The 25,589-nt window shown below is 66.9% G+C and carries 26 protein-coding genes; 10 read left to right on the forward strand and 16 right to left on the reverse strand.

Annotated features, from left to right (window positions below):
* Positions 1-184: 184 nt before the first annotated feature.
* The 5 genes from OEJ37_RS31490 to OEJ37_RS31510 all read right to left on the reverse strand — a co-directional run bounded on the left by OEJ37_RS31490 (position 185) and on the right by OEJ37_RS31510 (position 4,565).
* Positions 185-1,066 (reverse strand): PhzF family phenazine biosynthesis protein, encoded by an 882-nt coding sequence (locus OEJ37_RS31490; RefSeq protein ID WP_263348745.1) that lies wholly within the window; start codon positions 1,064-1,066, stop codon positions 185-187.
* Between the two features lie 13 nt (positions 1,067-1,079).
* On the reverse strand, positions 1,080-1,538 hold the full coding sequence (locus OEJ37_RS31495) for a RidA family protein (protein WP_006478174.1): 459 nt from the start codon (positions 1,536-1,538) through the stop codon (positions 1,080-1,082).
* 44 nt (positions 1,539-1,582) lie between these two features.
* The gene (locus tag OEJ37_RS31500; RefSeq protein WP_174418161.1) at positions 1,583-2,764 is read right to left on the reverse strand and encodes a PLP-dependent aminotransferase family protein; all 1,182 of its coding nucleotides are present in this window, start codon (positions 2,762-2,764) and stop codon (positions 1,583-1,585) included.
* Between the two features lie 152 nt (positions 2,765-2,916).
* Positions 2,917-3,825 (reverse strand): DMT family transporter, encoded by a 909-nt coding sequence (locus OEJ37_RS31505; RefSeq protein ID WP_263348751.1) that lies wholly within the window; start codon positions 3,823-3,825, stop codon positions 2,917-2,919.
* A gap of 47 nt (positions 3,826-3,872) precedes the next feature.
* A complete protein-coding gene (locus OEJ37_RS31510) occupies positions 3,873-4,565 on the reverse strand; it encodes a VOC family protein (RefSeq protein ID WP_263348753.1) in 693 nt (230 codons plus the stop codon).
* A 230-nt stretch (positions 4,566-4,795) separates the two neighbouring features.
* On the opposite strand from OEJ37_RS31510, the gene OEJ37_RS31515 reads away from it, so the two are divergent.
* The 4 genes from OEJ37_RS31515 (at position 4,796) to OEJ37_RS31530 (ending at position 9,391) form a co-directional block, all read left to right on the forward strand.
* Positions 4,796-6,253, forward strand: a complete 1,458-nt coding sequence (locus tag OEJ37_RS31515; protein WP_263348756.1) for a PLP-dependent aminotransferase family protein — start codon at positions 4,796-4,798, stop codon at positions 6,251-6,253.
* Between the two features lie 158 nt (positions 6,254-6,411).
* Positions 6,412-8,310 carry a molecular chaperone HtpG gene (htpG, locus tag OEJ37_RS31520; protein ID WP_263348759.1) on the forward strand — a complete coding sequence of 633 codons (1,899 nt, stop codon included), beginning with the start codon at positions 6,412-6,414 and terminating at the stop codon, positions 8,308-8,310.
* A gap of 8 nt (positions 8,311-8,318) precedes the next feature.
* Positions 8,319-8,915, forward strand: a complete 597-nt coding sequence (locus tag OEJ37_RS31525) for a chorismate--pyruvate lyase family protein (RefSeq protein ID WP_174418165.1) — start codon at positions 8,319-8,321, stop codon at positions 8,913-8,915.
* Complete coding sequence (locus tag OEJ37_RS31530) at positions 8,915-9,391, forward strand: DNA-deoxyinosine glycosylase (protein WP_263348763.1); 477 nt, start codon at positions 8,915-8,917, stop codon at positions 9,389-9,391. Before OEJ37_RS31525 ends, OEJ37_RS31530 begins: the two co-directional genes overlap by 1 nt.
* Positions 9,392-9,492: 101 nt before the next feature.
* Here the strand turns inward: OEJ37_RS31530 and OEJ37_RS31535 are convergent, their stop codons facing one another.
* From OEJ37_RS31535 to OEJ37_RS31545, 3 genes are all read right to left on the reverse strand, one after another.
* On the reverse strand, positions 9,493-11,295 hold the full coding sequence (locus OEJ37_RS31535; protein ID WP_263348764.1) for an alkaline phosphatase D family protein: 1,803 nt from the start codon (positions 11,293-11,295) through the stop codon (positions 9,493-9,495).
* A 188-nt stretch (positions 11,296-11,483) separates the two neighbouring features.
* Positions 11,484-12,287 carry a hypothetical protein gene (locus OEJ37_RS31540; protein WP_263348807.1) on the reverse strand — a complete coding sequence of 268 codons (804 nt, stop codon included), beginning with the start codon at positions 12,285-12,287 and terminating at the stop codon, positions 11,484-11,486.
* Between the two features lie 104 nt (positions 12,288-12,391).
* Positions 12,392-12,703, reverse strand: coding sequence for a YlcI/YnfO family protein (locus tag OEJ37_RS31545; RefSeq protein WP_279613009.1), 312 nt, complete (start codon positions 12,701-12,703; stop codon positions 12,392-12,394).
* 136 nt (positions 12,704-12,839) lie between these two features.
* On the opposite strand from OEJ37_RS31545, the gene OEJ37_RS31550 reads away from it, so the two are divergent.
* The 3 genes from OEJ37_RS31550 to mctP all read left to right on the forward strand — a co-directional run bounded on the left by OEJ37_RS31550 (position 12,840) and on the right by mctP (position 15,746).
* Complete coding sequence (locus OEJ37_RS31550; RefSeq protein ID WP_152856443.1) at positions 12,840-13,757, forward strand: spermidine synthase; 918 nt, start codon at positions 12,840-12,842, stop codon at positions 13,755-13,757.
* 199 nt (positions 13,758-13,956) lie between these two features.
* A complete protein-coding gene (locus OEJ37_RS31555) occupies positions 13,957-14,199 on the forward strand; it encodes a DUF3311 domain-containing protein (protein ID WP_263348767.1) in 243 nt (80 codons plus the stop codon).
* Complete coding sequence (gene mctP / locus OEJ37_RS31560; RefSeq protein ID WP_174418168.1) at positions 14,196-15,746, forward strand: monocarboxylate uptake permease MctP; 1,551 nt, start codon at positions 14,196-14,198, stop codon at positions 15,744-15,746. Before OEJ37_RS31555 ends, mctP begins: the two co-directional genes overlap by 4 nt.
* A gap of 61 nt (positions 15,747-15,807) precedes the next feature.
* Here the strand turns inward: mctP and OEJ37_RS31565 are convergent, their stop codons facing one another.
* The 5 genes from OEJ37_RS31565 to OEJ37_RS31585 all read right to left on the reverse strand — a co-directional run bounded on the left by OEJ37_RS31565 (position 15,808) and on the right by OEJ37_RS31585 (position 20,949).
* Positions 15,808-16,260, reverse strand: a complete 453-nt coding sequence (locus OEJ37_RS31565) for a VOC family protein (protein ID WP_047898684.1) — start codon at positions 16,258-16,260, stop codon at positions 15,808-15,810.
* Between the two features lie 240 nt (positions 16,261-16,500).
* The gene (gene tal / locus OEJ37_RS31570) at positions 16,501-17,454 is read right to left on the reverse strand and encodes a transaldolase (protein ID WP_174418169.1); all 954 of its coding nucleotides are present in this window, start codon (positions 17,452-17,454) and stop codon (positions 16,501-16,503) included.
* 180 nt (positions 17,455-17,634) lie between these two features.
* Positions 17,635-18,846 (reverse strand): benzoate/H(+) symporter BenE family transporter, encoded by a 1,212-nt coding sequence (locus tag OEJ37_RS31575; protein ID WP_174418170.1) that lies wholly within the window; start codon positions 18,844-18,846, stop codon positions 17,635-17,637.
* Between the two features lie 57 nt (positions 18,847-18,903).
* Positions 18,904-20,079: a vWA domain-containing protein gene (locus OEJ37_RS31580; RefSeq protein ID WP_034184810.1), complete on the reverse strand. Its 1,176-nt coding sequence runs from the start codon at positions 20,077-20,079 to the stop codon at positions 18,904-18,906.
* 27 nt (positions 20,080-20,106) lie between these two features.
* Positions 20,107-20,949, reverse strand: coding sequence for an AAA family ATPase (locus OEJ37_RS31585; RefSeq protein WP_174418171.1), 843 nt, complete (start codon positions 20,947-20,949; stop codon positions 20,107-20,109).
* Between the two features lie 245 nt (positions 20,950-21,194).
* Between OEJ37_RS31585 and OEJ37_RS31590 the strand changes: the two genes are divergently transcribed.
* On the forward strand, positions 21,195-21,554 hold the full coding sequence (locus OEJ37_RS31590; RefSeq protein WP_011885616.1) for a c-type cytochrome: 360 nt from the start codon (positions 21,195-21,197) through the stop codon (positions 21,552-21,554).
* 40 nt (positions 21,555-21,594) lie between these two features.
* On the forward strand, positions 21,595-21,954 hold the full coding sequence (locus OEJ37_RS31595) for a c-type cytochrome (RefSeq protein ID WP_174418172.1): 360 nt from the start codon (positions 21,595-21,597) through the stop codon (positions 21,952-21,954).
* A gap of 99 nt (positions 21,955-22,053) precedes the next feature.
* Here the strand turns inward: OEJ37_RS31595 and OEJ37_RS31600 are convergent, their stop codons facing one another.
* Complete coding sequence (locus tag OEJ37_RS31600) at positions 22,054-22,488, reverse strand: DUF1841 family protein (RefSeq protein ID WP_034184813.1); 435 nt, start codon at positions 22,486-22,488, stop codon at positions 22,054-22,056.
* A gap of 295 nt (positions 22,489-22,783) precedes the next feature.
* On the opposite strand from OEJ37_RS31600, the gene OEJ37_RS31605 reads away from it, so the two are divergent.
* A complete protein-coding gene (locus tag OEJ37_RS31605) occupies positions 22,784-23,713 on the forward strand; it encodes a DMT family transporter (RefSeq protein WP_263348788.1) in 930 nt (309 codons plus the stop codon).
* 90 nt (positions 23,714-23,803) lie between these two features.
* On the opposite strand, the gene nth is transcribed toward OEJ37_RS31605, so the two are convergent.
* Together nth and rsxB are read right to left on the reverse strand one after the other, a co-directional pair.
* The gene (nth, locus tag OEJ37_RS31610) at positions 23,804-24,448 is read right to left on the reverse strand and encodes an endonuclease III (RefSeq protein ID WP_175919293.1); all 645 of its coding nucleotides are present in this window, start codon (positions 24,446-24,448) and stop codon (positions 23,804-23,806) included.
* Positions 24,445-25,458, reverse strand: a complete 1,014-nt coding sequence (rsxB, locus tag OEJ37_RS31615; RefSeq protein ID WP_263348790.1) for an electron transport complex subunit RsxB — start codon at positions 25,456-25,458, stop codon at positions 24,445-24,447. The genes nth and rsxB overlap by 4 nt, the downstream gene beginning before the upstream one ends.
* Positions 25,459-25,589: the final 131 nt, after the last annotated feature.

Here is a 25,589-nt window from a genome sequence, read left to right on the forward strand (position 1 = left end):
CCGTCGGGATGGCCGGCTATGGTTGGGGTCGCTCCGGCGTCTGTTCGTCCGCGGGATGCGCAACCATGGACAGACCTCCGAAACAACGGATTAGGCCCGATATTACTGGCTGGAACGTTTTTGCGATAGTTGGGCGAATCGGAGGGGCGCCGGACGGGCCGGCGCCATCGCACATCGCGAAATGTCAGACAGGTGACCTGAACGTGCCGTCGACGACCGTGACGGTGTGCCCGCCGATCCACGTCGTGCCGTCTTCGTCGTAGCTGACGAAGATGCGGCCGTCGCGGCCGATCGCCGTGCCCTGGCGGGCCGTATACGACCTGCCGGGCCGGCGTTCCTGCCGCGTCAGCAGCCCGGCCAGCGCGGCGTTGGCGCTGCCCGTGACGGGATCCTCGCCGACGCCGAAGTTGCCGCCCGTCATCAGGCAGCGGATTTCGAACGTCGCGGGGCCGCCTTCGGCGTGCGGCGCGTAGACCGCGAGGCCGTCTGCGCCGTAGCGGTGCGTGAGCGCTTCCAGCGCGGCCGGATCGGGCGTCAGGCCGATGCACGCGTCGACCGACTTCAGCCGCACGACCAGCCACGGCGCGCCGTTGTCGACCGCGCACGGCTCGGCATCCGGGTCGATCGCGTCGCTGCGCAACGCGGCAGCCAGCGCCGCGTAGTCCGAACGGTCGAGCGGCGTGACGCGTGCCGGCGGCGCGGCGAACGCCCAGCCGTCGGCCTGCTCGCGCAGCGCGACCCGGCCGACCCCGCACTGCTGGATCAGCCGGCCCGGCGTCCGCGGCTGCGTGCCGCTTTCGAGGAACGCATGCGCGGTGCCCAGCGTCGGGTGGCCGGCGAACGGCAGTTCGCCGCAGGGCGTGAAGATCCGCACACGGTAGTCGGCTTCCGGATCGGTCGGTGTGCAGACGAACGTCGTTTCCGACAGGTTGGTCCAGCGGGCGATCGCGAGCATGGCGTCGTCGCCGAGCGAATCGGCGTCGAACACCACGGCGAGCGGGTTGCCCTTGAACGGCACCGACGTGAACACGTCGACCTGCTTGAAGCGGACCAGATGACCGGGCATCGCGCTGCGCCTGTTACGCGACTTCGGCGATCAGCTCGATCTCGACGCACGCGCCGAGCGGGATCTGCGCGACGCCGAAGGCCGAGCGCGCGTGCTTGCCCGCATCGCCGAACACTTCCGCGATCAGCTCCGACGCGCCGTTCGTCACGACGTGCTGTTCGGTGAAGTCGAGCGTCGAGTTGACGAGGCTCATCAGCTTGACGATGCGGGTGACCTTGTTCAGGTCGCCGGTGTGCGCGTGCAGGGTCGCGAGCAGGTCGATCGCGATCGAGCGTGCGGCCGCCTTGCCGTCTTCCGTCTGCAGATCCGCGCCGAGCTTGCCGGCCCAGACCTTGCCGTCCTTCTTCGCGATGTGGCCCGACAGGTAGACCGTGTTGCCGCTTTGCGCGCTCATCACATAGGCGGCGGCCGGTGCGCCGGCGGTCGGGAGCTCGATGCCGAGCGACTTCAGTTTGTCGTAGACGTTAGCCATGCGTTCGATTCCTCGTAGAGAGTCGTGACAGGAAAAGGGTGGGATCAGAGGCGCTCGCGCAGCAGCTTGCCGAGGCGAGCTACGCCTTCCTCGATCTTCTCGGGCGGCACCGTGACGAACGACAGGCGCAGCGTGTTCTGCTGCGCATCGTTCGCGAAGAACGGTGCGCCCGGCACGAAGGCGACGTGGTTGTCGACGGCCGCGGCGAGCAGCTTCATGCTGTCGATCTGCGCGGGCAGGTTCACCCAGATGAACATCCCGCCTTCCGGGCGGTTCCACGTGACGCCTTCCGGCATATGGCGTGCCAGCGCGCCGAGCATCGCGTCGCATTGCGCGCTGTACAGCTCGCGGATCGTCGGGATGTGTTCGTCGAGGAAGCCGTCCTTGATCACTTCGTGCGCGATGCGCTGCGTCAGCGTCGGCGTGTGCAGGTCGGTGGCCTGCTTGGCCTGCACGAGCTTGAAGTGGAGTTCCTCGGGGGCAATGATGTAGCCGATCCGCAGGCCCGGTGCGAGCACCTTCGAGAACGTGCCGAGGTGCACGACGTGGTCGGGCGCCATCGACAGCATCGTCGGCAGCGGCTCGCCGCGGTAGTTCAGCGCGCCGTACGGATCGTCTTCCAGCACCGGGAACGGGCTCGTCTGCGCGAACGCGGCGAGCGCGCGGCGGCGCTCGACGGGCAGGCGGCGGCCGGTCGGGTTCTGGAAGTTCGGCTGCGCGTACAGGAGGCGCGCGCCTTGCGTGAGTTCGGGCGTGAGGCCTTCCGGCAGCAGGCCCTGCTCGTCGGTCGGCACCTGCACGTAGCGCGGCTCGTACAGCGAGAACGACTGCAGCGCGCCGAGGTAGGTCGGCGTTTCGACGAGGATCGGGCTGCCCGGATCGATAAGCGCCTTGCCGAGCAGGTCGAGTGCCTGCTGCGAGCCGGTCGTGATCAGCACCTGCGACACGCGCACGCTATAGCGCTCGGCGATCCACTCGCGCAGCGGCAGGTAACCTTCGGTCGCGCTGTACTGGAGCGCGGCGGCCGGCGCGTCGCGCAGCACGCGGTCGGCGGCGGCGCGCATGCGCTCGGCCGGGAACGTCGCGGGGGCGGGCAGGCCGCCGGCGAACGAGATGACCTCGGGGCGTTCCGTGACCTTCAGGATCTCGCGGATCGCAGAGCTCGTCAGCTTGCGGGCGCGTTCGGAAAGCTGCCAGTGCGGCGGATGCAGGTCGCTCGGATTCATAGTCTCCTCGTTCGGATATCGTGGTCAGTCAAGAAAGGTCGTTCGGGCGGATCGCTTCGACGCTGCCGGGTGGGCATGCGCGAGTGCGGTCGAGCCTTCGCGGCCGTGTGGGCAAAACCGATCAGGCAAAACAGCCATTATGGCGCACCTGTTCAGCCGGCGCGAGCCGGTTGCGCGGCGGCGGCGACCGCCGAGCGGCGCCCGAGCACCACGGTGGCGATCACGGCGGCCGCGAACAGCCACGTCGACGGCGTGACCGTTTCGCCGAACAGCAGCGCGGAAAATGCAATCGTGAAGAAAATCTGCAGCAGCTGCACCTGACCGACGCGCGCGATGCCGCCCATCGCGAGCCCCGCGTACCACGCGAAGAAGCCGATGAATTGGGAAAAGAGGGTCACGTAGCCGAACGCGAGCCACGTGCGCAGCGCGAGCGGGCCCGGATGCGCGGCATGCTGCATCCACGCGAGCCAGCCGACCGGCAGCACGAGGAACGGCGCGGACACGACGAGCGCCCAGCAGATCACCTGCCAGCCGCCGATCTGGCGCGCGAGGCGCGCGCCTTCCGCATAACCGAGCGCGCCGATGCCGACCGCGACGAGCATCAGCGCGTCGCCGGCCTGCACGGTGCCGCCGCCGTCGCGCAGCGCGAACGCGATCACGAGCGCGCTGCCGGCCACCGCGCTGGCCCAGAACGCCTTCGACGGCCGTTCGTGCGACAGCCATGCCGCATACAGCGCGACGAACAGCGGCTGCAGCCCGTTGACGACCGCGCCGTGCGAGGCCGGCACGGATTTCATCGCCCACGCGGAGAACACCGGATACGCGATGATCACGCCGGCCGACGTGATCGCGAGGCTTTTCAGCTGCGCGCGGGTCGGCAGCGGCTCGCGGCGCCACCACAGCAGCAGGCCGGCCGGCACGGCGGCGGCGAGCGCGCGGCCGAGCCCGTTGAGCAGCGGATTGAGTTCGGACACGACGATGCGCGTCATCGGCAGCGTCAGGCTGAAGATCATCACGCCGATCAGGCCGAGCAGCATGCCCCGGGTTTCGCGCGAATTCATGTCGTGGATGGCTCCGTATTGCAGGGTTGTTGTAATCGGCGGGGTGTTCAGCGCAGCGTGCGCGCACCCTGCGGGGTATCGAACTCGGCGACCAGCGCGGGCGGGCCGTCGCCGGTTTCGAGGTCGAGCAGGTGGGCGGCGCCGAGCCAGTCGAGCTGCTCGCGGATGATCTCCGCGCGCGGGTGGGTGCCCTTGAGCGACTTCAGCGCGACGCCGTCGTGCGGCAGCGATTCGGCTGGATGGCGCGGGCTGTCCCACTGGATCAGCGACGGCACGAGACCGTCGCCCGCACGCTGCCATGCGGGGAACGCGCCGTCGTCGGGCACCGTGAGGCCCCAGCTCAGGTCGCCGCGCCGCATCGCGACGACGGGCGGGATGCGGGCCGGATACTGGCTTTGCCACAGCGCGAGCTGGCGCGGACGGTCGACGCGCGCGACCCAGTGCGCGAGAAACGGGCCCTGCGCGAGCCGGGCGTGCATCGCCGGATCGTCGAGCGCGAACAGCCGCGCGCGCGGCGGCGCCGCGCCGTCGTCCGTGGCGGGTGCATCGGGGTCGATCGCGATCACTTCGAGGTAGAGCCCGCCCCATGCGCCGAACAGCGCATTGTGGGTCCGCATCAGCGGGTGCCGGCCGCCGCCGGCCGGTTCGATGCCGAGCGCGTCGGCGACATGGCGCACGCCGTCGTCGAGCGTGCGCGCGGCGATCACGAGATGGTCGAGTGTCAGGGAGCGGGCTGGCATGAACGTCGGTCGGGAAGCGAAAGTGTCATGGTGGGCGGGCGTTGCGCCGGGCGGTTGCCGGACCGGCCGGCGCCCGGGCCGCGGATCGGGCCGGCTGGCGCGGCTCCAGGTGCGGCGGGGCCGGAACGGCGGCCGCACGGTCGCCATTCCGGTCAACTGTAATCGTCGGCACCGGCACAGTAACGGTACAATCGGCGCGATAGCCTTCGGTACAGTTGGAGTTGCCGCCCATGTCCATCGTTCCACTCGCCCAGATTCCCGTGCCGCACGATACGGCCACGCTCACGCTCGTCGACCAGCTTGTCCAGTGGGCCCGGCGGCGCATCGATGAACGCGTGTTCCGTCCCGGCATGCGGATGCCGTCGATCCGCAAGCTCGCGCTCGACAAGAGCGTGTCGCGCTTTACCGTCGTCGAGGCGTACGAACGCCTCGTCGCGCAGGGCTACCTCGACTCGCGGCGCGGCTCCGGCTTCTACGTGCGCGAGCGCACGGCCGGCCCGCAGTCGGCCGACAACGTGTCGCGCGTGACCGAGGCCGCGCCCGTGCACAACACGATCGACGTCGTCTGGCTGCTGCGCAACATGCTGCACACCGTCAGCCCGGAAAAGGGGCCCGGTCTCGGCTACCTGCCGGGCCGCTGGCTCGACGGCGAGCTGATCACCGGCGCGCTGCGTGCGCTCGGGCGCCAGTCCGGCGCGCAGATGCTCGGCTTCGGCACCGCGCAGGGCTTCCTGCCGCTGCGCCAGCAACTGCAGACGCGCCTCGCCGAAGTCGAGATCGGCGCGACGCCCGACCAGCTCGTGCTCGTATCGGGGATCACGCAGGCGATCGATCTGATTTCGCGGATCTACGTGCGGCCGGGCGATGCGGTGATCGTCGGCGATCCCGCGTGGTTCCAGATGTTCGGCCGCTTCGCGTCGCAGGGTGCGCAGCTCGTCGGGATGCCGTACACGCCGGACGGCCCCGATCTCGACGCGCTGGAGACGCTCGTGCAGATGTGGCGGCCGAAGATGCTCGTGATCAACTCGGTGCTGCAGAACCCGACCGGCACGTCGCTGTCGGCCGCGCAGGCATTCCGGATCCTGAAGCTCGCGGAGGCGTACGACTTCCTCGTCGTCGAGGACGACGTATACGGCGACCTGTGCCCGCCGAGCTATCCGGCCACGCGGCTCGCGAGCCTCGACCAGTTGAAGCGCGTGATCTACCTCGGCAGCTATTCGAAGACGCTCGCGGCGAACCTGCGGGTCGGCTTCGTCGCGTGCGCGCCGGAGATCGCGAAGGCGATCACCGACCAGAAGATGCTGGTCGGGATGACGACGCCCGAGCTCAACGAGCGCGTGCTGTACAAGATCCTGACCGAAGGGCATTACCGGCGCCATGTCGAGCGGCTGCGCGCGCGGCTCGACGGCGTGCGCGACAAGACCGCGCGGATGCTCGAGCGCACGGGGCTGCGGCTCTTCACGATGCCGGCAGCCGGGATGTTCCTGTGGGCCGACACGGGCGTCGATTCGGACGCGCTCGCGGCCGCCGCGCACGAAGAGGGGTTCCTGCTGACGCCCGGCAGCCTGTTTTCGCCGCAGCAGTCGTCGTCGACGTGGACGCGCTTCAACGTCGCGAACTGCGGCGATCCGGCGTTGCCGGGGTTTCTCGGGCGCTATATCGATTCGGCGGTGCGGCGGGCGTCGTGATGCGCTGCGGGCCGCCGGCCCTTGAAATGCCGCGCGCCGTCCCCAGATAGGCGCGCAAACCGCTGCGCCGGGCGGTGGTCCGTTCACGGGCTTGCCGGCATCGCGCGCCCGGCGCCTGCGCCACACCATTCAAGTTCAAGTAAGAGGAAACAGCATCCATGGCACACGAAACGATGAGCTTTCAGGCAGAGGTCAAGCAACTCCTCCACCTGATGATTCATTCGCTCTACAGCAACAAGGAAATCTTCCTGCGCGAACTGGTGTCGAACGCGTCCGACGCGGCCGACAAGCTGCGTTTCGAGGGGCTCGCGGACAACGCGCTGTACGAAAACGATCCGAACCTGCGCATCCGCATCGGCTACGACAAGGCCGCGCGCACGATCACGATCGACGACAACGGCATCGGCATGAGCCGCGATGAGGCGATCGCGAACCTCGGCACGATCGCGCGCTCGGGCACCAAGGAATTCTTCACGAAGTTGTCCGGCGACCAGCAGAAGGACGCGGCGCTGATCGGCCAGTTCGGCGTCGGCTTCTACTCGGGCTTCATCGTCGCGGACAAGATCACCGTCGAGACGCGCCGCGCGGGCCTGCCGGCGAACGAAGCCGTGCGCTGGGAAAGCGCGGGCGAGGGCGATTTCACGATCGACGCGATCGAGCGCGCGCAGCGCGGCACGACGATCACGCTGCACCTGCGTGAAGGCGAGGACGAACTGCTGTCGTCGCACCGCCTGAAGTCGATCATCCAGAAATACTCCGACCACATCGCGCTGCCGATCCTGATGCAGAAAGAAGAATGGGATCAGGAAAAGGGCGAGATGGTCCTGAAGGACGAAGACGAGACCGTCAACCAGGCGAGTGCGCTGTGGACGCGTTCGAAGGGCGACATCACCGACGAGCAGTACACGCAGTTCTACCAGCACGTCGCGCACGACCACCAGGATCCGCTCACGTGGACGCACAACCGCGTCGAGGGCCGCAGCGAATACACGCAACTGCTGTTCGTGCCGTCGCACGCGCCGTTCGACCTGTGGAACCGCGACTATCGCGGCGGCTTGAAGCTGTACGTGAAGCGCGTGTTCATCATGGACGATGCCGAGCAGCTGCTGCCGCAATACCTGCGCTTCGTGAAGGGCGTCGTCGATTCGGCCGACCTGCCGCTGAACGTGTCGCGCGAGATCCTGCAGGAAAGCCGCGACGTGAAAGCGATCCGCGAAGGCGTGACGAAGCGCGCGCTGTCGATGCTCGAAGAGCTCGCGAACGCCGAAGAGGATGCCGGCAAGGAGAAGTACAAGACGTTCTGGGGCGCGTTCGGCCAGGTGCTGAAGGAAGGCCTCGGCGAGGATCACGCGAACCGCGAGCGCATCGCGAAGCTGCTGCGCTTCGCGTCGACGCACGGCGACACCGACGCGCAGGACGTGTCGCTCGCCGACTACGTGTCGCGCATGAAGCCCGAGCAGAGCAAGATCTACTACGTGACGGCCGATACGTGGCAGGCCGCGAAGAACAGCCCGCATCTCGAAGTGTTCCGCAAGAAGGGCGTCGAGGTGCTGCTGCTGACCGACCGCGTCGACGAATGGATGCTGTCGTTCCTCAATGAGTTCGACGGCAAGCCGCTCGCGAGCGTCGCGCGCGGCGACCTCGATCTCGGCGAACTGAACGACGAAGAGAAGAAGGCGCAGGAACAAGCGGGCGAGGCGATCAAGCCCGTCGTCGAGAAGATGAAGGAAGCGCTCGGCGACAAGGTGAAGGAAGTGCGCGTCACGTTCCGCCTGACCGATTCGCCGTCGTGCCTCGTCGCGGACGACAACGACATGAGCGGCTACCTGCAGCGGATGCTGAAGGCGGCCGGCCAGAACGCGCCCGCGATGCAGCCGATCCTCGAGATCAACCCCGAGCATGCGCTCGTGAAGCAACTGAACGCCGACAGCGCCGATTTCGGCGACTGGTGCCATCTGCTGTTCGACCAGGCGCTGCTGGCCGAAGGCGGCATGCTCGACGATCCGGCGAGCTTCGTGAAGCGGACCAACGCGCTGCTGCTGTCGCGCACCGCGTGAACGTGCGCATGCGATTCGACGGCGGACAGGCCGGCTGGTGCGAGACGCCGCGGCCTGGCTGCACGCTCGACCAGCGCGACTGGCTGACGCGCGGCGGGTCGCTGACCGCGCATCTCGCGCGGCTCGGCCGCGTGAACGTGCGCGTGACGCGCGAGGCCGTCGACTGTCCGTGGTTGGACGAGCCCGACGCGCTTGCCAGTTCGCCGCGCGCGCCGATGTGGGTGCGCGAGGTGATCCTGTCGGTCGACGGCACGCCGTACGTCGCCGCGCACAGCATCGTGCCGCTCGCCGCAAGCAAGGGCGTGTGGCAGGCGATGCGGCGGCTGCGCACGCGGCCGCTGGCGGAGCTGCTGTACAGCGATCCGCAGGTCGAGCGCTCGGCACTCGTCAGCCGGCGCGTGATCGCCGGCCATCCGCTGTATGCGCTCGCGAGCCATGCGCTGCAGGGCGCGCGAGCGCCGCACGCGTTCGTGGCACGGCGCTCGGTGTTCCAGCGTCACGGCAAACCGTTGATGGTCACCGAGTGCATGCTGCCGGCGCTGTGGCGCCATCTCGACGTACACGGCGACGGGCCGCGCTCGGGTGGCCCGGGCGGAGGCGCGTGATGCTGCAGGGTTTCGGGCCGGTGGTCGGGCCGGATACGCATACGATGATCCTCGGCAGCTTTCCGGGCGAGGCGTCGCTCGATGCCGCGCAGTATTACGCGCATCCGCGCAACCAGTTCTGGCGGCTCTTGGGGGCGGTTCTGCTTGAGCCGGAACTGCACGCGCTCGATTACGACGCACGGCTCGAACGCGTGCTGAAGCACGGCATCGGCATCTGGGACGTGCTCGCCGCGTGCCATCGCGAAGGCAGTCTCGATTCGGCGATCCGGAATGCGAAGCCGAACGACTTCGACTCATTGCGCGAGCATGCGCCGTTGCTGAAGAAGGTCTGCTTCAACGGCAAGACGGCGGGGCGGTTTGCTGAAGTGATCGGCGCCGCCGGTTATGAAACGCTCGTTCTGCCGTCTTCGAGCCCGGCAAATGCTTCGCTTTCGTTCGAGCAAAAGCTGCTGCGTTGGCGCGAAGTCGAATCCTGACTGCATGGATGGCACTCCGAGTGCTAACTCAGCCAAAACCTCAAGCCGTTCGAATGACTTCGATGCGCTGCGCGAGCATGCGCGATCGCTGAAGCGTGAAGCTAGAAACGCTCGACGCGTACCTCGACCGAGTCCTTGGGCACGGTCAGCCGCGTGCGGTCGAGCAGGGCATCCGCGGGCGCGGTGCCGTCCGGGCTCAACGGCCTCACTTTGTTGAACACCACGGAAAAGTGCTCCGGCGTGACGGTGGCTGACGCATAACCCTGTGCGTCGTGGTCGGCGTAGCGCAGATCGGGGTTGTTCGTCATCAGGAAGGTGTCGAGTTTGGCCGGGGTGGCGGCCAGCGACACAAGCGGCGTGCCGCTCCATGCGGCTTTCACGTAGGAATAGAAGGACGCGCTGCTGATGCCTGCGCAGACGAAATCGACGGCCACGGGCTTGCCTTTTGCAGGGTCGGGGTCGTCCCGCACGACGCCACACTGAAACGCATGCAGGTCCCCGCTGATCGCGACGACGTTGCGGATCCCCTGCTCGTTCAAGTATGAGAGCAGTTCGTGCTTGTGCGCCGGATAGCCGTCCCATGCGTCGCAATCGACCACGAGGCGTGCTGCCGGTGTCTTCGGCGCGCCTGGCATCACGGCCCACAGACGGTTCAACATCACCTCGTTGCCCCACACCTTCCAGGTCGCGGGCGAACCCTTTAGCGTGGCCTTCCACCATTGCGTCTGCTCCAGGCCGAGCATCGACGGCGCGCGACCAAGCTGCGCGGTATCCCTCGCCTCGAAGCGCTGCAGCACATTCTGGTTGACGAAGTAGCGCGAGCCGGCCGCGTCATCGCCATTGACCGGGTCGTGCCCGTGTGTGCGCGCGACAGCCGCCTCGCTTACGACATGGTCGTCGCGATACAGCCGCTCGTCCGTCATCACGAGATGCATCAGCATGCCGAAGCGAAATTCGCGATAGATACGAATGTTGGTGTACGACGGATTGTCCGGCTCGAAGCGCACGTCGCCCCAGTCCACCGGCATGTACTCCGCCCACGCGCGACTGGCGTTGCGGCGGCGCTGCGTCTCCTGCCTTTCCTCGTTGGTATAGACCTGATGATCCTGCCAGCAGTCGTCGGAAAATTCGTGGTCGTCCCATATCGCGATCATCGGCAGGCGCCGGTGCAGCGTCTGCAGGCGCGGGTCGGTACGATAGGTGCGATAGAGCGTCCGATAGTCTTCGAGCGTATCGGCATACACGCGGCCATCGGCGAGAGGCTTTCCGTCAGGCAGGCGCAGCGGAGGATGCGCCGCCTCGACCGCGCCGGGTTTCGAGGACCCGACCGTTTCATAGATGTAATCGCCCACATGCACGACGAAATCGAGATCGCTTTCGGCTGCCAGCAGGCTCATGGCTTGCCAGTGATTGATGCTCCAGTCCTGGCAGGTGAGCCAGGCGAAGCGAACGCGGTTGTTGGCTTCATCGGCATCCGGAGCCGTGCGTGCGGCGCCGGCGGCACTCACGTCGTCGCCGGCGACGAACCGGTAGTGGTACGTGATATTCGGTGAGAGCTCCGTTACCTTCGCGCGCACGGTGAAGTCATAGGTGGCGCGTGCCCTCAACGGTACGCTGGCGACGAGCGCCGAGAAATCCGGCCGCGTCGATACTTCGAGCCGTAACGGGACCGTGTGCGCGACGCCTTTTGCGCGGTGCCGCGCGTCCTCGAAGACCGGCACGCATCGCGTCCAGAACACGACGGAGCGATCGCGCGGATCACCGCTGGCGACGCCCTGCGGGAACCGATACCGGCCTTTGCGCACTGTGCTGGCAGACGGGGCCGACCGCGGAACGCCAAGCGTACCGGTGGCTGCCGCAACCGTGAAAAAGGTCGACGACTTGAGGAAATGGCGGCGATCCATCGATCCTCCCGATCGACATGCTATGGATGCGAGGAGCGGAGCGTCGCGATGCAGCAGTACGCGATCGCGCCTCGCGAACCTTCAGTGCCGTTCGACTTCTCCGCGCCGAACGGCCGGTTGCGAAATCGAAAGGAGCGGCAACAGACAAACCGAAGCGATGCTACCGCTCCACGACTCGACTCCACGGGTCAGGGCTTCGCATCGCCTTGCTTGGCGCCCGTGGCCGCGGCAATGCGACTTTGTGCAGCGACGAGTTGGTCATCGGTGGTCGCCACCAGCCACAGACGTGCGTGCTCTTCGATCCGACGGTTGTGGTCCTTCAATGGACCCATCGCGGCAGCGGCCTTCCAGACCACCGGGCCGACTCGGCTACTCCTGCCCGACGGCGCGCCTACCAGCAGGCAGTAAGGTCCCAGCGGAAGCGATACGAACGGAAGTGCCGGACTGGCGATCACGCGCCAGTCGATGAAGGGTGTATCGCTGATCAGCAGCGGCGTAGGCAAGCCGTAGAGCACACTGAAATCGTACAGCGCCAGCTGCTCTCTCATGCCGACGTAAATTCGCCGGATGTCGTCGACAACCGCCGCGCGGATCTCGTCATCGAACATGGGTTCCTGCGCGTAGCGGGCAAATGCCTTTCGAGCCTCCCATTGATACGCACTGAACATGCCGATCTCCACGCAGTCCTGCACTGCGCGCTGAACCTCCGCTACGGAACCGGCTTCCTCCGGCGTGCCCAACTGCGCAGCCCGCAGGAAGCGGGCAAGTCCCGACTCGTGGATCGCAGGGCCATCCGCAGATGCATCGTCGTCAGCGGTCTTGCCCAGGGGCACGTAGATATATTTCTCGGCAGCGAAATGCGATTTCTTGCCTTCGTCGAACTTGATTTCGCCATCGACGCAGTCCAGATAGCGAGTCCCGATTCGACCATGCTCCCAAATCCAATTTTTCAGGAACGGGCGTAGTGGATGTTGTCTGTCGTGATCGGCCATCGAAACCTCCAGGTTTTCCAGTATGAGCCATTCCAGCAACGCTTCTTGTCGTGCGAGGCCATGTGGTCCCTCGTCGTCCGACGGTTGTGACGCGGACCGTTCCGTCAGCGAGCTTGCCGCTGGCGATCACGCATCGCATCGAGCCGGCGTTGCAGCCCTGCGAGCACGTCGGACGACGAAACATGCCGACCCGTGTGCATCGCGTTGTCGCGGGATGCAATGCCGCGAGCAATGAACTGGCTTTGAAGCTGGCGACGCTCGATGCCTTCGCGGATTGATCGCTCGACGAAGCTCGACAGCGTTTCACCGTCATATAGGACACGTTCGGCAGCAGCGAGCAGTTGCGGCTCGACGTGGACGGGCGGAAAGGTGGCGCTCCTCATCAGGCAACTTCCTCCAACGCCGATGCGATGCATTATCGTTCACGCCGACCATGGGTGCACGCCAATCGATCAACGGAGCGTAGCGGTGAATCTGCCTCCAACGGGCACCACCCCGCACCAATGCTATCCTCTCGTCCGCTCATCCAGCATCACCCAAAGAGATTCAATCATGACCCGACTGATCAAGCGCGCGTCCGCCGAGGCACGTGCGTTCAAGCAAGGCAAGCCGTCCTCCTACAACGGCTCCGAAAAACTCCAGCCGCCGCGCGTGAAGCGCCGCCCGGAAATCGACGAACACGACGACGTGCCCGTGCTCGAAGCGCCGCGCAAGCCGCGCTTCGCGCCCGTTACGTTCTCCGAAGAGGGCGGCGTGCGCTTCCTGCACTTCGGCACCGAATGGGTGCAGGGTGCGATGCGGATTTCGAAGCCGCTGCATATCGAGCTCGAATACGCGCAGCAGATGATGGCGTGGCTGCTGTTCCTCGAAACGCCCGAGCGGATCGTCCAGCTCGGGCTCGGCACCGGCGCGCTGACCAAGTTCTCGCACCGCTTCCTGCCGCACGCGAAAGTCGAGGCCGTCGAGCTGAACCCGGCCGTGATCGTCGCCGCGCGCACGATGTTCGCGATGCCGCCCGACGACGCGCGCCTCGCCGTGCACGAAGCCGACGCCTGGGATTTCGTCAACGATCCGGCCAACCGCGGCACGACGGGCGCGATCCAGATCGACCTGTACGACGCGACCGCGCGCGGCCCCGTGCTCGACAGTGTCGCGTTCTACCGCGCGGTGCGCGGCTGCCTCGCCGATGCGGGCATCGCGACGATCAACCTGTTCGGCGATCATCCGAGCTTCGTGCGCAACATGAAGCACCTGAACGCGGCGTTCGATCATCGCGTGATCGCGCTGCCCGAAGTGCACGACGGCAACCGGATCGCGATCGCGTTCTCAGGCCCCGCGCTCGACGTGCCGTTCGCGCAGCTCGACGCACGCGCGAAGCTGATCGAGGACACGCTGAAGCTGCCCGCGCGCAAGTGGGTGAAAGCTTTGAAAGAAACGACCGGCGCGCGCGACACGTCGTTCGCGATCTGACGCTTCATGCACAGGCGGCATGCCGGTGCAACCGCGCGACAAGGGGCGGATCACCTCGGGTTCGCCCCCGCTTGACCGCGTGCTCGCGGCTCCTATACTGGCGCGAAGCCAGCGGAGCCGCAGCCTACCCGTTTTGCCGCTCCTCTCGCCGCCGTACCCGCTCAACAAGATCGATAACCGGGAAAGATGAGGAGACGTCATGGCTCACGATGCCGACGCCAATCGAGCCACCAAGCGCTGGCTCTGGCTGCTGGTACTGCCGCTGATCGCGATGGTCTGGGTGCCGTCGTACAACAAGGTCGATCCGCAATGGCTCGGCTTTCCGTTCTTCTACTGGTACCAGCTGCTGTGGGTCTTCATTAGCGCGGTGATCACCGCGTTCGTGTACTTCAAGACCAAGAACGCGTGGAAGGCGAGCGGCCCGCAGGGAGGTGCGCGATGAACCTCGGCGCAACCTTCGTCTTCGTCCTGCTGTTCATCGGCGTCACGATCATCGGTTTCCTGGCCGCGAACTGGCGGCGCGGCGATCTCGCCCATCTCGACGAATGGGGCCTCGGCGGACGCCGCTTCGGCACGATCGTCACGTGGTTCCTGCTCGGCGGCGACCTCTACACGGCATATACGTTCGTCGCGGTGCCCGCACTCGTGTTCGGCGCCGGCGCGATGGGTTTCTTCGCACTGCCGTACACGATCCTGATCTATCCGTTCGCGTTCGTCGTGTTTCCGAAGCTGTGGAGCATCGCGAAGCGGCACGGCTACGTGACGGCCGCTGACTTCGTCAACGCGCGCTACGGCAGCCGGATGCTCGCACTCGCGATCGCGGTGACCGGCATCCTCGCGACAATGCCGTACATCGCGCTGCAACTCGTCGGCATCGAAGTGGTGATCGGCGCGCTCGGTTTCGACACGACCGGTTTCGTCGGCGACCTGCCGCTGATCATCGCGTTCGCGATCCTCGCCGCGTACACGTACACGTCGGGGCTGCGCGCGCCCGCGATGATCGCGATCGTGAAGGACATCCTGATCTACATCACGATCGCCGCGGCGGTCATCGTGATTCCCGCGAAGCTCGGCGGCTTCGGTCACATCTTCGCGAGCGTGCCGCCCGCGAAGCTGCTGCTGAAGGCGCCGGACGCGGCGAGCCTGAACGGCTATAGCGCGTACATGACGCTCGCGATCGGGTCGGCGCTCGCGTTGTTCCTGTATCCGCACTCGGTCACGGCCATCCTGTCGTCGTCGTCCGGCAACTCGATCCGCCGCAACATGGCGATGCTGCCCGCGTACTCGTTCGTGCTCGGCCTGCTCGCGCTGCTCGGCTACATGGCGCTCGCGGCGGGCGTGAAGGACATGCCGCAGTACGTGCCGTACTTCAAGGCGTTCGGCCCGAACTTCGCGGTGCCCGCGCTGTTCCTCGAGTATTTCCCGTCGTGGTTCGTCGGCGTCGCGTTCGCGGCGATCGGCATCGGCGCGCTGGTGCCGGCGGCGATCATGTCGATCGCGGCCGCGAACCTGTACACGCGCAACATCCACCGCGAGTTCGTGAATCGCAACATGACGCACGACCAGGAGACGCACGTCGCGAAGCTCACTTCGCTGATCGTGAAGGTCGGCGCGGTCGCGTTCATCCTCGGGTTGCCGCTGACCTACGCGATCCAGTTGCAGCTGCTCGGCGGGATCTGGATCATCCAGACGCTGCCCGCGATCGTGCTCGGCCTGTACACGCGGCTGCTCGACCATCGCGGCCTGCTGGTCGGCTGGGCGGCCGGCATCGTGTGCGGTACCTGGATGGCGATCTCGCTGAAGCTCGCGAGCTCGATCTTCACGATCCACCTGTTCGGCCTCGCGATTCCCGGCTACGCTGCCGTGTGGTCGCTGATCGTGAACCTCGTCGTGTCGATCGTGGTGAGCGTGCTGGTGCGCGTGATGGGCATGGCGCATGCGGAAGATCGCACGCGGCCGGAGGACTATCTCGACGTGGTCGAGAGCTGAGACGGACGACGCGCGGTAACGAAAACGCCCGCCACCGCGAGGTGGCGGGCGTTTTTTTGCGTCAGCCCTGCGCGCGTTTCGCGAGATCCTCGCGTTGCGACAGGTCCTCGACGTTGACCATCCAGTGCACGCCGAATCGGTCCTTCGCCATCCCGAAACCGAGCGCCCAGAACGTCTTGCCGAACGGCATCGTCACTTCGCCGCCGTCGGCGAGCGCATTGAACAGCTTCTGGCCTTCCTCGACCGTCGCCGGGTTCAGCGACAGCGAATAGCCGGCGTGCGTGCCGCCCGGCTGGCTGCAGTCGCCGTCCGAGCACATGATCATCGAGTCGCCGATCGTGAAGCTCGCATGCATCACCTTGTCGGCCATCTCGGGCGTGATCGCGTGTTCGGGATTCGGCGGCGCATCCTTGAAGTGCATCTTGAACATCGTCTTCGCGCCAAGCGCCTTTTCGTAGAATTGAAGGGCTTCGTCGGCGCGACCGTAGAACGTCAGATACGGTTGAACTTGCATCGTTGTCTCCAGTGATGGACCGGGCCCGCGCGTCGGCGCGGGTTCGGCGTCGTGCAAGATTGACTGGGAAGGGGCACGTCGAGAGGCGGCCGGCGCACCCGTGACGTGGATTGTAGTGCGCGTGCTTGACGATGGAATGAAAAATAAAACGGCCGCGAACATCACGTTCGCGGCCGTTTGCGGCGCGCCTGCTGACGGCTGTTGTCAGTGTTGCTGACAACCGCTGACGCTCGCCTGGCTTCAGCGCAGCGCGTCGATCAGCTTCTCGAGCTTCACCGCGTCGGCGGCGAACACGCGGATGCCTTCGGCGAGCTTTTCGGTCGCCATCGCTTCGTCGTTCAACTGGAAGCGGAACGATGCCTCGTCGATCGCGACGCGTTCGGCCGGTTTGTCCTGCAGCGCTTCCGGCGACAGCTTGCGCGAAACCGTCTCGTTGCTGTCCTGCAGCTTCTGCAGCAAATCGGGACTGATCGTCAGCAGGTCGCAGCCGGCGAGCTCGATGATCTGGCTGGTCGTGCGGAAGCTCGCGCCCATCACTTCGGTGTTGTAGCCGAACGTCTTGTAGTACGTGTAGATGCGGCGCACCGACTGCACGCCCGGATCGTTCGCGCCGCCGTCCTTCGCTTCATCCCATTCCGCGCCGGCCTGCTTCTTGTACCAGTCGTAGATGCGGCCGACGAACGGGGAGATCAGTTGCGCGCCGGCTTCCGCGCACGCGGCGGCCTGCACGAGCGAGAAAAGCAGGGTCATGTTGCACTTGATCCCTTCCTTCTGCAGCACCTCGGCCGCGCGGATGCCTTCCCACGTCGACGCAAGCTTGATCAGGATGCGCTCGCGGCCGATGCCGGCTGCTTCGTACAGCTTGATGAGCTCACGACCCTTGTCGATCGAGCGCTGCGCGTCGAACGACAGGCGCGCGTCGACCTCGGTCGACACGCGGCCCGGGATCAGCTTCAGGATCTCGGTGCCGAACGCGATCAGCAGGCGATCGATGATGAAGGCGGTGCTTTCGTTGCGGTGATCGCGGACGGTTTTCTCGAGGATCGGCTTGTACGCATCCTTCTGGACGGCCTTCAGGATCAGCGACGGGTTCGTGGTCGCGTCCTGCGGCTTGTATTGCGCAAGCTGCTGGAAGTCGCCCGTGTCGGCGACGACGGTCGTGTACTGCTTCAGCTGGTCGAGTGCGGTAGTCATGGCGATTCGGAAGAAGGGCGCGGGGCGCCGGGTTCTCACGGGCCGCGCGAGCGCGGCGGCGAAGCGAAGCGGCGCAGGGCGCCGCTTTCGACCCATCATTTTAGGCCCGATTCGTGTCGGGCACGTTTTGGGATGCCCCGGGGTGTGCACGGCAACCGCCGCAGCGGTCGGTGAGCCGCGTCACGCCGGGCGTCGCGCGTTCAGGATCACCTGCGTGACGATCCCCGCGACGAGCCCCCAGAACGCCGAGCCGATCGACAGCAGCGTGAGGCCCGACGCGGTGACCATGAACGTGACGAGCGCGGCTTCGCGCTGTTTCACGTCCTGCATCGCGTTCGCGAGCCCGCTCATGATCGAGCCGAACAGCGCGAGCGCGGCGACCGACACGACGAGCGCCTTCGGCAGCGCCGCGAACAGCGCGGCGATCGTCGCGCCGAAGATCCCGGCGATCAGGTAGAACGTGCCGCACCACACGGCGGCCGTGTAACGCTTTGCGCGATCCTCATGCGCTTCGGGGCCCGTGCAGATCGCGGCGGTGATCGCCGCGAGGTTCACGCCGTGCGAGCCGAACGGTGCGAGCAGCAGCGACGCGAGGCCGGTCGTCGCGATCAGCGGCGACGACGGCGTCTGATAGCCGTCCGCGCGCAGCACCGCGATGCCCGGCACGTTCTGCGACGCCATCGCGACGACGAACAGCGGAATGCCGATGCTGACGATCGACGCGATCGAGAACGCGGGCATCGTGAGCACGGGCTGCGCGAGCGCGATGTGGAACCGGCTGAAGTCGAGCAGCCCGAGGCCGCCGGCCACTGCCGTGCCGACGATCAGCGTCGTCACGATTGCATAGCGCGGCGCGAGCCGCTTGACGATCAGGTACGTGAAGAACATCGCGAGCACGAGCGCGGTCTGGAACTGCGCGGCGCGGAAGATCTCGATGCCGATCTCGAACAGGATGCCTGCGAGCAGCGCGGCGGCGATGCCGGCCGGAATCCGGCGCATCAGCGTGTCGAACAGGCCGCTCACGCCGATGGCCGTCAGCAGCAGCGCACACACGACGAACGCGCCGATTGCCTCGGCGTAGGGCACGCCGGGCAGCGATGCGATCAGGAGCGCGGCGCCGGGCGTCGACCACGCGACGACGACGGGCGCGCGAAAGCGCAGCGACAGGCCGATCGTCGTCAGCGCCATGCCGATCGACAGCGCCCAGATCCACGATGAGATCTGCGCATCGGTGAGGTGCGCGGCGCGGCCGGCCTGGAACATCAGCACGAGCGAACTCGTGTAGCCCGTCATCATCGCGACGAAGCCGGCGACGAGCGCCGAGACGGACGTGTCGGCGAAAAAGCGGCGGCCGCCGGCGCGGTCAGCGCTCGCGGTGGGCGAGGGGTTCATGCTATCTCCGGGAGGAGGCCGCGTGGACGCGGCCTTCGTGTCTGCTGGTTGGATTCGTTACTTGCTGAGTGCGCGCATCGCGGTTTCGAGGCCCGCGAGCGTGAGCGGATACATGCGATGGCCGAGCAGGTCGCGGATGACCGCGACCGACTGCCGGTATTCCCATAGCCGCTCGGGCTCGGGGTTCAGCCATGCATGATGGGGGAACTGGTCGGCGAGGCGGCGCAGCCACACGGCGCCGGCTTCCGGGTTGTTGTATTCGACCGAGCCGCCGGGCTGCAGCACTTCGTACGGGCTCATCGTCGCGTCGCCGACGAAGATCAGTTTGTAGTCGGGCGTGAACTTGTGCAGCACGTCCCACGTCGCGGTGCGCTCCGAGTGGCGGCGGCGGTTGTTCTTCCACAGGTGGTCGTACACGCAGTTGTGGAAGTAGAAGAATTCCAGGTGCTTGAATTCGGCCTTCGCGGCCGAGAACAGCTCTTCGGTGCGCTTGATGTGATCGTCCATCGAGCCGCCGACGTCGAGCAGCATCAGCACCTTCACGTTGTTGTGGCGCTCGGGCACCATCCGCAGGTCGAGCCAGCCCGCGTTCGCGGCCGTGCTGCGGATCGTGCCGGGCAGGTCGAGCTCCTCGGCCGCGCCTTCGCGCGCGAAGCGGCGCAGCCGCCGCAGCGCGACCTTGATGTTGCGCGTGCCGATCTCGACCGAATCGTCGTAGTCGCGGTATGCGCGTGCTTCCCACACCTTCACCGCGGTGCGGTTGCCGTTCGACGGGCCGCCGATGCGCACGCCTTCCGGGTTGTAGCCGCCGTGGCCGAACGGCGACGTGCCGCCCGTGCCGATCCACTTGTTGCCGCCTTCGTGGCGTTCCTTCTGCTCGTCGAGCAGTTCCTTCAGGCGCTCCATCAGCTTGTCGAGGCCGCCCATCGCTTCGATCTGCGCCTTCTCCTCCGGCGACAGCTCGCGCTCGAGGCGCTTCTCGAGCCAGTCGAGCGGAATGTCGAACGCTTCGGACGGCAGCGCGGACACGCCGTGGAAATACGCGCCGAACGCCTGGTCGAACTTGTCGAAGTACTGCTCGTCCTTGACGAGCGTCATCCGCGCGAGGAAGTAGAACGCGTCGATCGATGGCGAGATCAGCCCGGCCTTCAGCGATTCGAGCAGCGTCAGGTATTCCTTCACCGAGACGGGCAGCTTGGCTGCGCGCAGCGCGTAGAAGAAATTGAGCAGCATGGCCGAACCTTCGCGGGTGGGGGAGGATTACCGGTTGTGCCGGTTCATGTAGACGAGCCGTTCGAGCAGGCTCAGGTCCTGCTCGTTCTTCAGCAGCGCGCCCGCGAGCGGCGGCACGATCTGCTTCGCGTCCGTGCCGCGCAGCGCGTCGGCCGGGAGGTTCTCGGCGAGCAGCAGCTTCAGCCAGTCGAGCAGCTCGGACGTCGACGGTTTCTTCTTCAGGCCCGACACGCCGCGCAATTCGAAGAAACTCTCGAGCGCCGCGCGCAGCAGCTCCTCGCGGATGTCGGGGAAGTGGACCGCGACGATCTTCTGCATCGTCGACGGGTCGGGAAACTGGATGTAGTGGAAGAAGCAGCGGCGCAGGAACGCGTCGGGCAGCTCCTTCTCGTTGTTCGACGTGATGATGACGAGCGGGCGGTGCTTCGCGCGTACCGTCTCGCGCGTCTCGTACACGTGGAATTCCATCCGGTCGAGCTCGCGCAGCAGGTCGTTCGGGAATTCGATGTCGGCCTTGTCGATCTCGTCGATCAGCAGCACGCTCGGCTGCTCGGCGTCGAACGCCTGCCACAGCACGCCCTTGACGATGTAGTTCGAGATGTCCTTCACGCGCTCGTCGCCGAGCTGCGAGTCGCGCAGCCGCGACACCGCGTCGTATTCGTACAGGCCCTGCTGTGCTTTCGTCGTCGATTTGATGTGCCACTGCAACAGCGGCATGTCGAGCGCGGCGGCCACTTCCTCGGCGAGCATGGTCTTGCCGGTGCCGGGCTCGCCCTTGATCAGCAGCGGGCGTTGCAGCGTCAGTGCGGCATTGACCGCGAGCTTCAGATCGTCGGTGGCGACGTAGTGCGAGGACCCTTCGAAACGCATGGCGGCGCTCTTCTTTCTCGGGAAAAAAACCCAGTATAAGTCAGAAGGGCTGTGCGGTTGGGCCGCGCCCGCGTATCGTAGCGGAGCTGTGGCGGGGCGGACCGGGGCGCCTGGTGGACGCGTTCCCCGCCGACGCGGTACAATCTGGCCGTTTTTTTTGGCCTGCGTGGCGATCCGATAAGCAAAACGGCGCGGGCCGTTGCCGCTTAGGCGCCAGTTTCCCCTCAAGCTAGGTTACAAGAGCTATGAACAAATTCGTCGGCAAACACGTCGTTGTCGCAGCGCTCGTGGCGCTCGCGGGCAGCGCGCAGGCGGCCGGTGTGGTCGGCAACCCGAAGGACGGGGCGAGCAAGGCCGCCATGTGCATCGGTTGCCACGGCATCCAGGACTACCGCGCGGCGTACCCGGAGGTCTACCGGGTGCCTGTCCTCGGCGGCCAGAACCAGCAATACCTCGAGAACGCGCTGAAGGCCTACCGCAAGAAGGATCGTCATTTCCCGTCGATGAACGCGATCGCCGGTTCGCTGACGGACCAGGACATCGCGGATCTGGCGGCCTACTATGCCGCCCAGAAGGCCGACACGAAGGACAATCCCTACAAGTAAAGCGCGCGCCGCCGATCTCTCCGGCGGGACAGGAGCATTCATGAACAACGCATTCAAGACGGCGGCGGTTGCACTGGCGGCCGGCCTCGCGATCGGTACCGCGCACGCTGCGGACACCACGAAGGGCAAGGAACTGGTCGAATCGCACAACTGCGCGGCCTGCCACGGCGCGCAGATGAACAAGCCGATCAACGCCGAATACCCGCGCCTCGCCGGCCAGCATGCCGACTACCTCGTGTGGGCGATGCGCCAGTACCAGATGGGGCTGGCGAACCCGCTGATCGGCCGCAACAACGCGATCATGCAGGCGCAGGTGCAGAGCCTGTCGGTCAGCGACATGAAGGACATCGCGGCCTACATCGAATCGCTGAAAGAGACCGATCTCGTGTTCAAGAAGTAAGCGTGACGGGCCTGTCGGGCCTGCGCAGCAAGAATACCCCGCCGCGGCGGGGTATTTTTTTGTCCGCGGCCCGGGGGCTGCGTGCCGCCGCCGCGGCGCTCAGTCGCGCGACGCGCGGCGCAGGATGCGCTGCAGGTACGCGTCGGTGTCGGGCGGCGTGTTGGTGCGCTGCGCTTCCCAGATCGTCTCGCCGAGGCATTCCATGATCGCGTGCTGCGCGTCGTGGGTCGAGTCGAGCTTCGCCGCCAGCTTGTCGTGCGCAGCGCGGATGCCGGGCGGCTGGTCGATCGACAGTTGCTCGCTGATCGCGAGATGCATCGACAGATGCAGGAACGGGTTCGTGCGACCTTCCTCGGGCGTGTAGTTGCGCGCGGCCGCGCCATCGGCATCGTCGAGTTCGGCGTGGTATTCGGGATGTTCGACGATCCAGTCGGCCGCCATCGCTTCCAGCGGCGTCAGGATCTCGCCCGCGCGCTGCTTGCGCCAGGTCTCGGTGAAAAAGCGACGCACTTCGTCGCGGCTTGGATTGAACATGGTGGGGGAACGTCGTGATTCGGGCGGCGTCGTGCCGCGTCGCGCATTGTACGCCGGGTCGGCGGACGGCGCTGGAGACGGCCCGGCGGCAGGCTGGAGCGGTTGGCGCGGCAAGCGGCAGCGGGACGGACTGCCCGGCGGTGCGGGTGCGCGGCGATGGCCGGTTGAATCCGCAGCCGGTTGCGGCCGCTCCGTACCGGGTCGGCGAAACGGGTAAGCGTGGGCTAGGCTTGCCGCCGCCGCGCCGCTAAACTCCGACGATTCCCGTTACCGAACCGTTCTCGCCCGTTCCGTCATGACCGCCACCGCCCGCTCATCGTCCGCCGCCCTGCAGGGCACGCTCTACGTCGCGCTGTCCGCCGCCGCGTTCGGCGCGATGGCGATTTTCGGCCGCTACGCATATGCGGCGGGCGTCGACGTGCTCGGCCTGCTGATCGTGCGCTTCGCGATCGGCGGCGCGGTGCTCGCCGCGATTGCGCGGCACCGCCGCGTCGCGTGGCCGCGCGGACGCGCGCTCGCGCCGCTCGTGGCGATGGGCGCGCTCGGCTACGTCGGCCAGTCGTTCTGCTATTTCAGCGCGCTGCAGCACGCGCAGGCGAGCCTCGTCGCGCTGCTGCTGTACCTGTATCCGGCGTTCGTCACGCTGCTGGCAGCATGGTGGCTCGGCGAGCGCCTCACGCGCGCGAAGGCCGTCGCGCTCGTGCTGTGCGTCGCGGGATCCGCGCTGATGGTCGGCGGCGGGCACGGCGAGCCGCTCGGGATCGCGCTCGCGCTGGCCGCCGCGGTGATCTATTCGCTGTACATCGTCGGCGGCACGAAGGCGACGCGCGGCGTCGATCCGCTCGCGACCACCGCGATCATCTGCCTGTCGGCGACCGCGACGCTCGTGGCGATCGCAGTCGTGCGGACTGCGGCGTTCGGCGCGCCGCCGCGCTGGCCTGCGACGGCCGGTGGCTGGGCGTCGATGCTCGCGATCGCGCTCATCTCGACGGTTGCGGCAATGCTTGCGTTCTTCGCCGGGCTCGAGCGGCTCGGGGCCGCACGCACGTCGATGCTGTCGACGCTCGAACCGGTCGTGACGGTCGCGCTCGCGGCGCTGTTGTTCGGTGAAGCGCTGTCGCCGCTGCAGTGGGCGGGCGGCGTTGCGATCCTCGCGGCCGTGCTGGCGCTCGTGCGCGCGGGCGGCGCGGCGGCCGACGATGCGACCGCGACGTCCAACGCGTAGCCGGGGAGGGGAAGGGTATGTGCACCGCGACGGAGCCCGCGTGCCGCACCGCGCCGGACCGGCGCGCTGCGGCTCGGTCGCGCGTGACGCTTACTCGTTGGGCGGCGGCGTCTTCGGCCTGAATTCGCACAGCGGCTCGATCGCGCAGTGCCAGCATTCGGGCCTGCGGGCCTTGCACACATAGCGCCCGTGCAGGATCAGCCAGTGATGCGCGTCCTGCAGGAATTCCTTCGGCGTGAACTTCTCGAGCGCGGCCTCGACGGTGCGCACGTCCTTGCCCGGCGCGAGCCCCGTGCGATTCGCGACACGGAAGATGTGCGTGTCGACCGCGATCGTCGGCTGGCCGAACGCGGTGTTCAGCACGACGTTCGCGGTCTTGCGGCCGACGCCCGGCAGGCTTTCGAGCGCTTCGCGATCGGCCGGTACCTCGCCGTCGTAGCGGTCGAGCAGAATTTGGCACGTCGCGACCACGTTCTTCGCCTTGGTCCGGTAGAGACCGATCGTCTTGATGTATTCGGTGACGCCCTCCTCACCAAGCGCGACGATTTGTCGCGGGGTGTTCGCGACCGGAAACATCTTCCGCATCGCCTTGTTGACCGACACGTCGGTCGCCTGCGCGGACAGCATCACGGCGATCAGCAGCTCGAACGGCGTCGAGTATTCGAGTTCGGTGGTCGGATGCGGATTGAGGCTCTGCAGCGTTTCGTAGATCGCGCGTCGTTTGCTGGCGTTCATGGAGCGTTCTGGTCGGGCGGCGCGGACGGGCCGCCTTGGTCGTCGTTGCCTGTGTCGGGGTCGTTGCCGTCCGCCGCCGCGGCTTCGGCGTCGCGCTGCGCCTGCTGTTCGGCGAGCCGTTTGCGGCGGGCCTCGGCCGCGTCGATCTGGGCCTGGACGGCCGCGCTCACGCCTTCCGTGTTCTTCGGCCCGGCGCCTTGCCCGGAGAGTTCTTCCTTCTTCTTGCGCGCGCGTTCGAGTGCGGCGGCGATGATCGCGCGTTTCTTCGCGTCGGCATCGCCGGCATCGTCGGTGGCCGGTGCGGCGGCCGGCGCGTCGGGCTGCACGCCGGGTTGTTCCGTGGCCGGCTTCGCAGCACCGGCACTGGCCGCGCGGCGTGCGGCGGCGCGCGCTTCGGCGGCCTCGCGTTCGCGGCGCTGGCGCGCGAGCCGGAGGTCATGGCGTTCGCGTGCGGCATCGGCCTGCTCTTGCGACCACGCGTCCCAGCCCGTGCGATCGCCGGTCACGGGCAGCATCGCGATGCAGTCGACGGGGCACGGCGGCACGCACAGGTCGCAGCCCGTGCAGAGCGATTCGACGATCGTATGCATCTGCTTCGGTGCGCCGACGATCGCGTCGACCGGGCACGCCTGCATGCACAGCGTGCAGCCGATGCACAGGCTTTCGTCGATGAATGCGACGGCGCGCGGATGCTCGCTGCCGTTGACGGGGTTCAGCGGAATCACCGGCTTGCCGAGCAGGTCGGCGAGGCGCGCGATGCCTTCGGCGCCGCCGGGCGGACACTGGTTGTAGTTCGCGTCGCCGGCGGCGATTGCCTCGGCGTACGGACGGCAGCCGTTATAGCCGCACTTCGTGCATTGCGTCTGGGGAAGCAGATCTTCGATGCGATCCGCGAGTGTTTTGGAGTCGGTCACGGTGACAACGGGCGCAGCGGCGCCGAATGGCTCTCGGCCGCGCGGGGCGCGGCCGGAAAGGTTTGCCAAAGCTCGATTATCGCCGATTTCCCGCATTGCGCTGGAGGCCGTCTGTGCGCATAATCGAACCGCTTTTTTGCAGGGGCTCAGCAGGAGGGCGGCCGCACGCGGCGCGCCCGTTCCACGGCGGCCGGCGCCGAGGCGGTGGGGGTGCCGGTCCGGATCAC

Origin of the sequence: Burkholderia sp. BKH01, assembly GCF_025685725.1 — a bacterium.
Lineage (GTDB): Bacteria > Pseudomonadota > Gammaproteobacteria > Burkholderiales > Burkholderiaceae > Burkholderia > Burkholderia pyrrocinia_C.